10 protein-coding genes and 2 pseudogenes are annotated in these 12,752 nt (G+C 72.8%); 9 read left to right on the top strand and 3 right to left on the bottom strand.

What is annotated here, in order from left to right; translation table 11 throughout:
- Positions 1-48 precede the first annotated feature (48 nt).
- Positions 49-650, top strand: a pseudogene (locus tag CP968_RS17350) (ATP-binding protein).
- Between the two features lie 137 nt (positions 651-787).
- A complete protein-coding gene (locus tag CP968_RS17345; RefSeq protein WP_150518893.1) occupies positions 788-1,762 on the top strand; it encodes a DUF5926 family protein in 975 nt (324 codons plus the stop codon).
- A gap of 180 nt (positions 1,763-1,942) precedes the next feature.
- Here CP968_RS17345 and CP968_RS17340 read toward each other — a convergent pair whose 3' ends face one another.
- A complete protein-coding gene (locus tag CP968_RS17340) occupies positions 1,943-2,515 on the bottom strand; it encodes a hypothetical protein (protein WP_167536813.1) in 573 nt (190 codons plus the stop codon).
- Positions 2,516-2,625: 110 nt separating this feature from the next.
- Positions 2,626-3,381 (bottom strand): bifunctional DNA primase/polymerase, encoded by a 756-nt coding sequence (locus CP968_RS17335; RefSeq protein ID WP_150518892.1) that lies wholly within the window; start codon positions 3,379-3,381, stop codon positions 2,626-2,628.
- A 460-nt stretch (positions 3,382-3,841) separates the two neighbouring features.
- On the opposite strand from CP968_RS17335, the pseudogene CP968_RS17330 reads away from it, so the two are divergent.
- Both CP968_RS17330 and CP968_RS17325 read left to right on the top strand, forming a co-directional pair.
- Positions 3,842-5,370, top strand: a pseudogene (locus CP968_RS17330) (PP2C family protein-serine/threonine phosphatase).
- 93 nt (positions 5,371-5,463) lie between these two features.
- The gene (locus tag CP968_RS17325) at positions 5,464-6,930 is read left to right on the top strand and encodes an aminopeptidase P family protein (protein WP_150518891.1); all 1,467 of its coding nucleotides are present in this window, start codon (positions 5,464-5,466) and stop codon (positions 6,928-6,930) included.
- Between the two features lie 130 nt (positions 6,931-7,060).
- On the opposite strand, the gene CP968_RS17320 is transcribed toward CP968_RS17325, so the two are convergent.
- Positions 7,061-7,507 (bottom strand): ATP-binding protein, encoded by a 447-nt coding sequence (locus CP968_RS17320; RefSeq protein WP_150518890.1) that lies wholly within the window; start codon positions 7,505-7,507, stop codon positions 7,061-7,063.
- A 315-nt stretch (positions 7,508-7,822) separates the two neighbouring features.
- Between CP968_RS17320 and CP968_RS17315 the strand changes: the two genes are divergently transcribed.
- The 5 genes from CP968_RS17315 (at position 7,823) to CP968_RS17295 (ending at position 12,752) form a co-directional block, all read left to right on the top strand.
- Positions 7,823-8,638, top strand: coding sequence for a hypothetical protein (locus CP968_RS17315; RefSeq protein ID WP_150518889.1), 816 nt, complete (start codon positions 7,823-7,825; stop codon positions 8,636-8,638).
- 110 nt (positions 8,639-8,748) lie between these two features.
- Positions 8,749-9,471, top strand: a complete 723-nt coding sequence (locus CP968_RS17310; protein WP_150518888.1) for a YcnI family copper-binding membrane protein — start codon at positions 8,749-8,751, stop codon at positions 9,469-9,471.
- A 74-nt stretch (positions 9,472-9,545) separates the two neighbouring features.
- Positions 9,546-10,199 (top strand): SCO family protein, encoded by a 654-nt coding sequence (locus CP968_RS17305; RefSeq protein ID WP_150518887.1) that lies wholly within the window; start codon positions 9,546-9,548, stop codon positions 10,197-10,199.
- Positions 10,196-10,678: a copper chaperone PCu(A)C gene (locus tag CP968_RS17300; RefSeq protein WP_150518886.1), complete on the top strand. Its 483-nt coding sequence runs from the start codon at positions 10,196-10,198 to the stop codon at positions 10,676-10,678. Before CP968_RS17305 ends, CP968_RS17300 begins: the two co-directional genes overlap by 4 nt.
- A gap of 22 nt (positions 10,679-10,700) precedes the next feature.
- Positions 10,701-12,752, top strand: coding sequence for a copper resistance CopC/CopD family protein (locus CP968_RS17295; RefSeq protein ID WP_150518885.1), 2,052 nt, complete (start codon positions 10,701-10,703; stop codon positions 12,750-12,752).

Raw genomic sequence — 12,752 nt, 5'->3', positions numbered from 1 at the left:
ATCACAGGGTGTGCCCCGGCGCATCCGCCCGGCCCCGGTTCGTCATGAATGCGTCAGGGGGCTCCGCCACGGCGGTTTCCGGTCCAGGCCATTGGGGCATCCAGACCATGCGTGGGGCTAAGGAGGTTCCGGGGGTGGCGTTGATGGTGGCACAGGAAGTGCCCACGTCGTCGTGCATGGACATACGCCATGGTCCTGCGGGCGTGGGCGAGGCGAGGCACCGGATGCGCGAGGAATTGCGTCGCGGCGGGGTGCCGGACCCGGTCGTGGACGATGCCGTACTGGTCCTGTCCGAACTGCTCGGCAACGCCTGCCGGCACGGCAGGCCCCTGGGCAGACGGGAGCTGGGGGACGGGGAGGTCCGCGCCGCCTGGCGCGTCGACGCGGCCGGAGGGCTGACGATCGAGGTCACGGACGGGGGCGGGCCCACCCGCCCCGTGCCGGCCACGCCCTCGGTCACCGCGCGCGGCGGTCGCGGGCTCACCATCGTCGGCGCCCTGGCCGAGGAGTGGGGCGTCCGGGACGGCGCGGCGGGCGAGGTCACCGTCTGGGTGGTGCTCGCCTGCGGACCCCGGCGCGGCGACTTCGCTACGCGCGTTGCGCCGCAGGCCCTCGGCTTCGACGCGGCCTTCGACGATCCGGCCGCCTGAACCGAGCCCCTTCGGGAGCGCACGCCGACCGCGCTCCCGACCCCGCTCCCGGCCGCACCCACCGGCCGCGGCGGTGCGAACGGCTAGGCTCGCGCCCAGACACGACGCCGTACCGCCGCAACCGGGAGACACCCACGATGGCCAAGAAGCGCCCCGCAGCCAAGACTGCAAAGCCGCAGCTCAACACCGGTGAAATCCCCGTGGTGGGCGCCCGCGAGCCCTGTCCCTGCGGTTCCGGTCGCCGCTACAAGGCCTGCCACGGCGCGGCCGCCGCGCACGCCGTCACCGAGCACGTCCAGCGCCCCTTCGAGGGCCTGCCGGGCGAGTGCGACTGGGTCGCGCTGCGCGAGCTCGTCCCCGCGGCCACCGTGCCGCTGACCCTCAAGGGCGGCCTGCCCGAGGGTGTTCCGTCGGTCACGCTGGTGACCGTACTGCCCATGGCCTGGCCGGCGCTGCGCCGCGAGGACGGGTCCGTCCTGCTCGGTCTGCAGAACGAGTCCTCCACCGGGGACCTCGGCCGCGACATGGCCGACACCCTGGAGCGCGCCCTCGCCGCGGAGCCGGGCACGCCCGTTCCGGCCCGCCGGGTGCCGGCCGAGGGTCCGCGGCTCCAGGACCTGCTGGACGTCGACGGCGTTTTCGAGCCGGTTGTGCACAGCGGCTTCGAATTCTGGATTCCGGAATCGGAGAGCGCCCAGAGCGCCTCCCCGGAGATCGCCGCCTCGCTCGAACGCGCCAACGCGGCGGCCATCCCCACCGTCAAGCTGGCCGGCGTGGACGCGGCCTACTGGTGCGAGACCCCGGACAAGAACCACCTGCGCTGGGTCATGCCGCACCCGGAGGAGAAGCTGCTCGACGCCCTCGCGCGGCTGCACGCGGCCGGCACCTCCTCGCTCGGCGAAGGCACCCGACTGGTCGGTTCCTTCCGGGCGCACGGACTGGTGGTCCCCGTCTGGGACCTGCCGACCGGCGTCACCGCGGACGACGTGGAGAAGCCGGCCGCCGAGTTCGCGGAGCGGCTCGCCGGGGCGCTGGCCTCGGACGCGCCGCTGACCACGGAGGAGCGCCGGGCGCGCGGCGGCCTCACCAACCGCCAGGTCACGCTCAGCTGACCCGCACGGCGGGACGGGGCCGGTGACCGGAGTCACAACTCCCGCTAATCGTCTGCAAATCGGTGTCTGAATATCAGAGATCGAATTTGCGAACAGGCGATCTCTTGTTACCGTTCTTGTAGCCCGGTCGCTGGTGCATCCCCCGTCGCCAGCGACCGGGCGCTTGTTTTCCCGACGGTCTCAACCGTCGCCCGGTGCTGGTGAGTTGCTCCCGGACCGCAGCAGTAGTGCACCTTCATCATCCGGAACTGCAAACTCCGCAACGGCCGAGTAGGCGTCCGGCGTTCCGCTGGAGGGCTCCCGCGGGGTCTCGCACAGCCCCGGCTCGTCGCCCGCCGCGACCTCGCACCGGATCTGCACCGTCCGCCCGGCCGGCCCCATCACCGTCAGTACGGCGTCGAGCGCGCGGCCGCCGGTGTTGCGGTAGTAGCTGCGGCCCCAGGTGCGGCCCTCGCCGACCAGGACGCAGGTCTGCGCCTCCAGCCCGTGGGGGGAGGTGAGTTCGGGCCCGCAGCGGGAGTCCGTGCGCGGCTGCCGCGGCGGACCGGGCTCCGCGCGTCCGGCGGCCGGGGCGCGTCCGGCGGCCGGGCCGGCCGCGGCGCGCGACCCGTCCGAAAGCCCGAGCGCCGAGAACAGGCCGCCGTTTTTCCCGTCCTCCCGACCGTCGTAATCCGGCCCGGCGATCGCCCCGGCCAGCGGGAGCGACAAGATGATCAACACACCGGCGCCGATACCGATCAGGCGGAGATTCATTCGCCGAAGATAGCGATCCCGGAATGGGGCGCGGAGATCCCCGCGCCCAATTCCGCGGTAAACCGGCCCCGTCGGCACCCGTACGAGTGATCCGCGGGTGCCGTACGGGGTCAGTACGCGAGCCGGCTCCCGCCGCCCGGCGCCCCGGTGCTCGCCTCGACGAGCGCGTCCACGACCGCCTCGACGTCCGGCAGCCAGAGGGTCCGCACGGTGTCACCCGCCGCCGTCCGCGGCCCGCGCACGGACCGGGGCCGGGTGCGGTCCGCCGCGCGCGGCTCGCGCTCCCAGCGCACCTCGCCGCCGCCGGACGCTGCGGACGGCGGGAGCAGGAGGTAGCCGCCCTCACCGTGGAAGCGCAGCGAGGAGGGCACGTGGTCCTTGGCGTAGAGCAGTTCGCCGAGCCGCTCCAGGGAGTACGGGGCCACCAGCAGCGACCAGCGCGTGGGCGTGGCCACGACCGGACCGAGCCGCAGGCCCTGCGCGTCGAGGCGTACGAGGGCGCGCGCCGCGGCGGTGGCGGGCAGGCTCACCGCGCAGGGCGCGGCCCCGCCGGTGGCCATCAGAACCGGTGCGGCGGGCCGGTTGGTCCACCACCACGTCACCATCCGGGGGTCCGTGGTCGCCGCGAGGAGGCCGGGGTCGAAGGGGTGCGCGCCGGGGACGACGCAGTCGGGATCGGGGCAGGCACACCGCGAGCCGTCCGTGCTCGAACGGCCGACGCCGGGCAGCACGGGCCACTCCCAGGCGGTGGCGCAGGTCAGCGCCGCGTCGAGGAGAGCCGGCGGTCCGCTCGGCGCCGGGGCGGGGCGCAGGGACTGGATCCGGTCGCGGAGCCACTGGAGACGCCTTCCGAGGATCTCGCGCATGAGCGCTCGTTCCTTTCCGTTGAACGTCGAGGGCCACATCACACCATGTACGGGGCATCTCACCGCACGTACACGTTTCGCGTCACTGTCCGCCAGAAGCAGGTTCACACGGTTCGTACCGGTTCGTACCGTTTTCCTACGGCTCCATCAAACGTCCGGCCGGGGCGGAACGCGACCGCACCGGAACCCGCATCGGCACCGGGACCTGCTGCCGCCGCTAAGGACGACGGCCCCGCGCCGGGTGGTTCCGCGCAGCTGCTCCGCAGCTTCCCCGCACGTGCCGGCAGGGGCCAACTGCCCCTGGATACTGCCGTTTACGTACCCCGCTGCATCCCTGCGTCCTGCCAGCCCGCCCAGTCGACCGCAAAAACCGTCGGGATCCAGCTTTTTCCGGCCAAGTTCTAGCCTTGGCTCGACCGTGAGTTGCCGTCCACCGAACACCAGAATTGGGACCTGGGCGATGCTGGACATGCGTCCTCATGTGCGTGTAGATGTGGATTCCTTGATGGCGCGCAGCACGATCTGGGGGTTTGCGATGCTATTTGGCGAATCGCACCAGGTGGAAAGGCGGACGCCATGAGCGCCCCGCATCTGCCGAAAGTGGCTGGAATCGATCCAGCAGTTACCGCGTCACCGCACACTGCGGCACCCGCGGCGCCCCGGACTGCTCCCGAGGCGGTCCCGCCGCCGCTCGCCGGCAGCATCATCCAGGACCGCCTCGCGGGCATGGTCTCCGACCTCACCACCCTCCACGAGCTCACCGAGCGGCTGGCCCGCGCCGGTGACCTCGACTCCTCCCTCCGCGAGTTCCTGCGCGCCGGCGCCACCCTGGTCGGCGCGCGACGGGCACTGATCGTCCTGGAACCCTCCGACGGCCTCGGCCCCCGCTCCACGATCGGCCTCGGCCTCGGCCACGCGGACCTCGGGCACATCGAGACCGTGCCGCGCAGCGCGACCTCCTACGGCCGCATCCTCGACGGGCTCCCCGACGCCCAGGGCGGCTCCGAGGTGCTCCCCGAGCCGGGCGCCCCGGCAGGCGCCGGAGGTCTCGGCTCCCCCGCCGACCCCCGCCACCGCGAGGTCGCCGCCCGCCTCGGCTACGCCGCCAGCTACGCCCTGCCGCTGACCGCCGAGGCCACCGGCCGGCTCGGAGCCGCGGTCTGGCTGTACGACGAGCAGGCCGAGCCGGACGACCGCCAGCGCGACCTCGTCGGGCTCTACGTCCGGTACGCCGCCGAGCACATCGCCCGCATGCTGGAGGTCGAGCGTTCCCGCGCCCGCCTGGCCACCGTCGCCGAGGAGCTGCTGCCCAGCCGGCTCCCGCGGATCCCCGGCGTCCAGTTGGCCGCCCGCCACCGGACCGGCCCGCGCGGCGGCGGCGACTGGTACGACGCGCTCCCCCTGCCCGAGGGCGCGCTGGGGCTGGCCGTCGGGTCGGTCACCGGCTCGGGGCCGAGCGCGGTCGCCGCGATGGGCCGGCTGCGCGCCTCCCTGCGCGCGTACGCGGTCATGGAGGGCGAGGACCCCGTCGCGGTCCTGTCCGACCTGGAGCTGCTGCTGCGCCTCACCGAACCCGCGCGCTCGGCCACCGCCCTCTTCGCCTACTGCGAGCCCGCCCAGCGCAAGATCGTCCTTGCCGGGGCCGGACACGCCCCGCCGCTGCTGATCGGGGAGCGGCGCACCGAGTACCTGGAGACCTCGCTCTCCGCACCGCTCGGGATGCTGTCCTGCTGGGAGGCGCCGAGCGTGGAGATCGAGCCCGCTGCCGGAGAAACGGTGCTGCTCTACACGGACGGGCTGCTGCGCCGTACCGGCGACGCGATGGACCGGGCCTACGCCCGGCTGCACGCGGCCGCGTCCGGAGTGCCGCGGGCGGCCCGGGACGATCCGGCGGCGCTCTGCGACCACATCCTGCGGACCGTGCTGCCCGAAGGGGAAGCCGCCGACGTCGCCGAGGACGTCGTCCTGCTGGCCGCCCGATTTGAGTGATATGGCACACCCCCTCCTGTGCGCCGTCCGCTCACCCATACGATGGACGGGGTCCACACCCAGGTCCGTGCCTGTCGTAGCTGAGGAGAAGACGTGGCTGACGAGCTCACCCCGGAGACCCCGGAAGAAGAGCAGCCCAAGAAGACGCACAAGCAGCGCAAGAACGGTCTGTACCCGGGCGTCAGCGACGAACTCGCGGCGAGCATGCGCACCGGCTGGGCCGACACCGAACTGCGCGGACTGGAGCCGATCCCCCAGGCCGCGCACACCGCCGCCCGCCGCGCCGCGCTGTCCGCCCGCTTCCCCGGCGACCGCCTCGTCATCGCCGCGGGACGGCTGAAGACCCGCTCGAACGACACCGAGTACCCCTTCCGCGCCTCGACCGAGTACGCGTACCTCACCGGCGACCAGACCGAGAACGGCGTCCTGGTCCTGGAGCCCGCCGGGAAGAGCGGCCACACGGCCACCGTCTACCTGCTGCCCCGCTCCGACCGTGAGAACGGCGAGTTCTGGCTGTCCGGCCAGGGCGAGCTGTGGGTCGGCCGCCGCCACTCCCTCACCGAGGCCGAGCAGCTGCTGGGCGTTCCCGCGAAGGACGTCCGCGAGCTCGCCGAGGCCCTCGCCGAGGCCGAGGGCCCGGTGCGCACCGTCCGCGGCCACGACGCCCTGATCGAGGCCGCCCTGACCGACAAGGTCACCAAGGAGCGGGACGAGGAGCTGCGCGTCTACCTCTCCGAGGCCCGCGCGGTGAAGGACGACTTCGAGATCGGCGAGATGCAGAAGGCCGTCGACTCCACCGTCCGCGGTTTCGAGGACGTCGTGAAGGTGCTCGACAAGGCCGAGGCCACGTCCGAGCGCTACATCGAGGGCACCTTCTTCCTGCGCGCCCGGGTCGAGGGCAACGACGTCGGCTACGGCTCGATCTGCGCCGCCGGCCCGCACGCCTGCACCCTGCACTGGGTCCGCAACGACGGCGACGTCCGCTCCGGGGACCTGCTGCTGCTCGACGCCGGCGTGGAGACCCACAGCCTCTACACCGCCGACGTCACCCGCACGCTGCCGGTGAACGGCACGTACACCGACATCCAGCGCAAGATCTACGACGCCGTGTACGAGTCCCAGGAGGCGGGCATCGCCGCCGTCAAGCCGGGCGCGAAGTTCCGTGACTTCCACGACGCCTCGCAGCACGTGCTGGCGGAGAAGCTCGTCGAGTGGGGCCTGCTGGAGGGCCCGGTCGAGCGCGTCCTGGAGCTCGGCCTGCAGCGCCGCTGGACCCTGCACGGCACCGGCCACATGCTCGGCATGGACGTCCACGACTGCGCCGCCGCGCGCACCGAGGCGTACGTGGACGGGACGCTGGAGCCCGGCGTGTGCCTGACGGTGGAGCCCGGCCTGTACTTCCAGGCCGACGACCTGACCGTGCCCGAGGAGTACCGCGGCATCGGCGTCCGGATCGAGGACGACATCCTCGTCACCGAGGACGGCAACCGGAACCTGTCGGCCGGGCTGCCCCGCGCCTCGGTCGAGGTCGAGGCCTGGATGGCGCGCCTGAAGGGCTGACCCGCCCCGCACCACCGCCGATGGGCGGGACCCCGGCCGGGGTCCCGCCCATCGGCGTACCCGGGGTGCGTGTGCGCCGATGGGCGGGCGGCCTGGGGGCGGCCCTGTTAACAACGCTCATGATCAATACCTAGACCGCCCCGAGGAGGGAGTCGTCGCGCCACTTCAGCATCTTGTCGAAGCTCACCACGGCGCCCCGGCCGGGGCGGTTGCGGAAGCGGACGTGGTCGGCGAGTTCGGCGATCAGGTGCAGCCCCCGGCCGTGCTCGGCCAGGGCGGGTCTGCGGCGGGCCACCGTCGCGGCGGGGAATCCCGGGCCCGAGTCCGCCACCTCGATGCGGCAGCGGTCCCCGTCCAGATAGGCCGTGACGTGGTACGCCTCGGCACCGTCCGGGAGGTCGCCGGCGCCTCCGCCGTGCTCCACCGCGTTCGCACAGGCCTCGGTCAGCGCCACCGAGAGGTCGAAGGAGATGTCCGGGTCCACCCCCGCGGTCTCCATCGTCCCCAGCAGCAGCCGCCTGGCGAGCGGCACGCTCGCGGCTTCGCGCCTCAAGTGGACAGACCACCAGATGCTCATACGGTTACGTATTGCCGCCCGCGGGGGGTGGTAAGCGCCGTACGGCCGTTGGTGCGCACATTGACCTCGTTCGGTCGATGTGGCGCTCCGGGGCCGCGGTGTAAGCGGACGGCGTCCCCGTACACCGGTCGTCGGCCGCGGCCGAGACCCGTGTCGACCCCGATCCGGGCCTCGATCCGGACGCCGATCCGGACGGCGTGAGCGGTCCGTTCGTCCTGCTTGTCCCGTACCTGTGGCGTCCGTCCAAGGGGACTCAAGGGACCTTCCGGACCTGCCGTATGGAGGGGCTAAGCGCAGTGCGATGATGTCCCGGCCATGACTGCCCCCCACGTGACGCAGGCCGGAGCGGGCCTCCGGCTGATCCGGGCCGCGGTGTTCACCGCGGTCTGTGTCGTGCTGTCCGCGACCGGGCACGCCCTGGCGTCCTGCGCGACCGTGCCGTGGTGGGCGCTCTGCATCGGCTTCCTCGGGGTGTTCTCGATCGCCGCCCCGCTCGCGGGACGCCGCCGCACCCTGCCCGGCCTGGCCACCGCGCTCACCGCGGGACAGCTCGCACTGCACGCGCTCTTCGGCCTCGGCCAGCACGGCAGCGCGGCCGCGCAGGCACCCGCCGGCTCCGCCGACGGCTCGCTCGCCGCGCTCGCCGCACGGCTGGTGTGCGGGGGCAACTCCGTACCGCTCAGCCCCGCGGACGCCCGGCAGATCCTGGAGACCGCCGGGCTGGACCCGGCCGCCCTGGCCGGTCAGGCCGCGGCCCACGCCCACAGCGCGCACGCCCACCTCGGCCAGGCCGCCACCGCCGCGCCCGACCCCGGCCTGTTCAGCCCGGCCATGCTGGCCGGGCACCTGCTGGCCGCGCTCGGCGCCGGCCTGCTGCTCGGCCGCGGCGACGCGGCGCTGTTCCGGCTCGTCGAACTGTCCCGGCTCTCCGCCGACGCCGCCCCGCTGCAGCCGCTGCGCGTCGCGCTGGCCTTCGTACGGGCCCTCCAGGCCGGGCTCCCCTCCGGCGCCCGGCCCGCTCCGCGGGCGCCGCGCACCGGTGACGCGCCGGCCGCGGCCACCGGCCGCGAAGCACTCCAGCACACCGTGATCAGGCGCGGGCCGCCCGTGGCGCTCGTCCTCGCAGCCTGACGCGGCACCTTCGTTCCCCGGACACCCGGCGGGAGCACCCGTGCCGCGAACTCCGCGCGCGTCCGTGCGCGGAGCCACCGTCACCCCTGCCTCCGTGGAGTGTTCCCGTCATGAAGACCTCTCGTCTCTCCTTCGCCGCCGCCCTCGCCGCCGGCAGCGTCCTCGTCCTGTCCGGCACCGCCTTCGCGCACGTCAGCGTGCAGCCCGGCGAGGCCACCAAGGGCGGGTACGCGACGATCAGCCTCAAGGTGCCCAACGAGCGCGACGACGCCTCGACGACCCAGCTGGAGGTCAACTTCCCGGCCGACCAGCCGCTGACGTCCGTCATGCCGCAGGACGTTCCCGGCTGGACCGTGAAGGTCGAGACGAGCGACCTCGCCAAGCCGCTCACCGTGCACGGCAAGCAGATCACCAAGGCCGTCACCAAGGTCACCTGGTCCGGCGGCAAGATCGAGTCGGGCAAGTTCCAGCAGTTCCCGCTGTCCGTCGGCAAGCTCCCCGAGGACGCCGACCAGATGGTCCTCAAGGCGATCCAGACCTACGACAACGGCGAGGTCGTCCGGTGGATCGAGGAGACCAAGGAAGGCGCGGCCGAGCCGCAGAACCCGGCGCCCGTCCTGAAGCTGACCGCCGCCACGGGCGCCGACCACCACGACGCCGGTGACGCGTCGGCCGACCCGGCGAAGAACGGCGGCGAGGCGAAGGGCGGTCACGACGAGGCCGCCTCCGACCACGGCTCCGACACCACCGCGCGCGCCCTCGGCATCGCGGGCATCGTCATCGGCCTGGGCGGGGTCGCCTTCGGCGTCGCCGCGCGCCGCCGCTCCGCCTGACCCGCCGCATCCTCACGCGGGTCCCGCCGTTTCCGTACCCACTCGACAATCCCCGATCCCAGGGACATCTCCTCATGCGCACCACACGTGTGACGGCCGCCGCTCTCGCAGCGGTGGCCGCCCTCACCCTCACCGCCTGCGGCGGCGAGCCCGCCCCGTCCGGTTCGGTCACCCAGATCGCCGGCGGGCAGAGCACCGGGAAGGCCGCGACCCTCCTGGACCGGCCCTTCACCAAGCCGGAGCTCGTCCTCACCGACACCACGGGCAAGCCGTGGAACCTGCGCGAGCAGACCAAGGGCAAGCCGACGCTCATCTACTTCGGCTACACCAACTGCCCGGACGTCTGCCCGCTGACGATGAGCAACATCGCCGTCGCCAAGAAGGCCCTCCCCAAGGCCGACCAGGACAACCTCCAGGTCGTCTTCGTGACCACCGACCCCGAAAGGGACACTCCCGAATCCCTCGGCTCGTGGCTGAGATCCCAGGACCCGGCCTTCACGGGGCTGACCGGGGACTTCACCACCATCCAGGCCGCCGCGCGCGCGCTCGGCATCGGTATCGAGGCAGCCAAGAAGGAGGCCGACGGCAGCGTCGTCTCCATGCACGGCGCCCAGGTCATCGCGTTCTCGCCCAAGACCGACGAGGGCTACGTCCTCTACGGCGAGGGCACGACAGTCGAGGACTACACCAAGGACCTGCCGAAGATCGTCAAGGGAGAGAACCCGTGAACACCCGCACCACCCGAGCCCTCGCCGCCGCCCTCTCCCTGACGGCAGCGCTCGCCATATCCGGCTGCTCCTCCGACGACGGCGGGGCGGACGGGGACAAGCCCGCGATGACGGTCAGCGGGGGCTTCATGCCCGAGCCCGTCAACGACAAGATGGCCGGCGCTTTCATGGTCATCAAGAACGGCTCCAAGACCGCCGACAAGCTCACCGGCATCACCTCCCCGCTCTCGGACGATCTGCAGATCCACGAGACCAAGGACCAGAAGATGAAGCAGGTCCCGTCGATGGACGTGCCGGCCAACGGGGAGCTCAACCTGGAGCGCGGCGGCAACCACGTCATGTTCATGGGGCTCAAGAGCACTCCGAAGGTCGGCGAGAAGGTCACCGTCGAGCTGCACTTCGAGAAGGCCGACCCCGTCAAGGTCGAGCTCGACGTGAAGGAACGGACGTACACCGCGCAGAACTCCAACGCCCACTGACGGACCGAGGAATCGACACGCCATGACGGCCACCGCCCCCGCCCATTCCGCGGTCCGCGCCCCTGCCCCGGCCTTCCTGCCGCGGCTCGCGCTGGTCCTCGCAGCCCTGCTGGCAACCCTGTTCACCGCGGCCTCCCCGGCTTCGGCACACGCCGCACTCACCGCGAGCGACCCCAAGGACGGGGCGGTGGTCGCCACGGCGCCCGCCCAGGTCTCGCTCTCCTTCTCGGAGCAGGTCGCCATGGGCGACGACTCCATCCGCGTCCTCGACCCCCAGGGCAGGCGCGTGGACACCGGAGAACTGCGCGACATGTGCAGCGGGAACACCATCCGCTACGGCACCGCTCTGCACTCCGGCCTTCCCAACGGCACCTACACCGTCGCCTGGCAGGCCGTCTCGGCCGACAGCCACCCCATCGCCGGCGCCTTCACCTTCTCCGTCGGCGCGCCCTCGGCCACCAGCGTCGCCCTTCCCGCCGCCGGGGCGGGCGGCGGTCCCGTCGGCATCGCGTACGGGATCGCCCGCTACGTCGCCTACGCGGGCTTCACCGTCCTCGTCGGCGGCGCCGCCTTCATCCTGCTCTGCTGGCGCCGCGGCGCCGGCGAGCGCCCCCTCCAGAAGCTCGTGGTGCGGGCCTGGGTCACGCTGACGGCGGCCACGCTCGCGATGCTGGTGCTCCGTACCCCCTACACCGGCTCCGGGAAGTTCGCCGACGCGTTCGACCTGGGCGGGCTGAGGGACGTGCTGGAGACCAAGACCGGCGCCTCGCTCATCTCCCGGCTCCTCCTGCTGGGCGCCGCGGCCCTGTTCATCGCCGTGCTCTTCGGGGTCTACGCCCGGCGCCAGCAGGGCTCCGGCACCGCCGAAGAGGCCGAGGACACCAGCGACCTCACCTTCGGCCTGGCCATCGGCGGCGCCGTGGTCTCGGGCGGCATCGCCGCGACCTGGGCGCTGTCCGAGCACGCGTCCACCGGCATCCAGCCCGTCATCGCCATGCCCGCCGACATCCTCCACCTGATGGCGGTCGCCACCTGGCTGGGCGGTCTGGCCGCGCTGCTCGTGGCCCTGTACAAGGTGCCCGGGATCGAACGCGACGCCGTGCGGCGGTTCTCGAAGGTGGCGTTCACGAGCGTGGTGGTGCTGGCGGTCACCGGCGTCTACCAGTCCTGGCGCCAGCTCGGCAGCTGGTCCGCCCTCACCGGCACCGACTACGGCCGGCTGCTGCTGCTCAAGGTCGGCCTCGTCGCCGTCCTCGTCGCCATCGCCTACCTGTCCCGCAGGTGGACCGCCCGGCTCGCCGAGGAGCCCGCGGAACCCGTACGCGAGCCGGCGAAGGCAACGGCGACGGCGAGCCCGGCCACGGCCGCAGCCCCGACCCCGCCCCCGAAGCGCGGTGTTTCACGTGAAACCAAGGCCGGTGTTTCACGTGGAACGGGGGGCGGTGTTTCACGTGAAACCACGAGCGGCGCCGCCCCGGCCGGCTCCGGCGGAGCGGCCGACCCGAAGCGGGCCGCGCAACTCGCCCGGCAGCTCGCCGCCCGTGAGAACGCCCGGGAGAAGCAGGTCCGTGACGCCGACCCCGGCCGGGCCGGCCTGCGCCGCTCCGTGCTCGCCGAGGCGGGTGTCGCCGTGGTCCTGCTCGCCGTCACCACCGTGTTGACCAGCACGGAACCGGGTCGTGCGGCGGAGCAGGAGACGGGCCGCGGTGGGGTCTCCACCGCCGTTCCCGACCGCGCCGTCAAGGTCAGCCTGCCGTTCGACACCGGTGGTGCGAACGGCAAGGGAACCGTCCGCCTGGAACTCGATCCGGGCCGGGTCGGCGCCAACACCCTGCACCTCTGGGCCGACACCCCCGACGGCCAGCCCTTCGACCTGCCGGAGATCAAGGTGTCCTTCACTCTTCCGGCCAAGGACGTCGGCCCCCTGCCCGTCCTTCCCGACCGGGCCACTCCCGGACACTGGACGGCGTCCGGGGTGCAGCTGCCCCTGTCGGGCGAATGGCGCATCGACGTCACCGTCCGCTCCTCCGACATCGACCAGACGACCGTCCAGAAGACCGTGAAGATCGGCTGA

Source organism: Streptomyces subrutilus, from assembly GCF_008704535.1.
Lineage (GTDB): Bacteria > Actinomycetota > Actinomycetes > Streptomycetales > Streptomycetaceae > Streptomyces > Streptomyces subrutilus.
The sequence above is the reverse complement of the archived record's forward strand: the minus strand, read 5'-3'. Positions and strand labels throughout refer to the sequence as shown.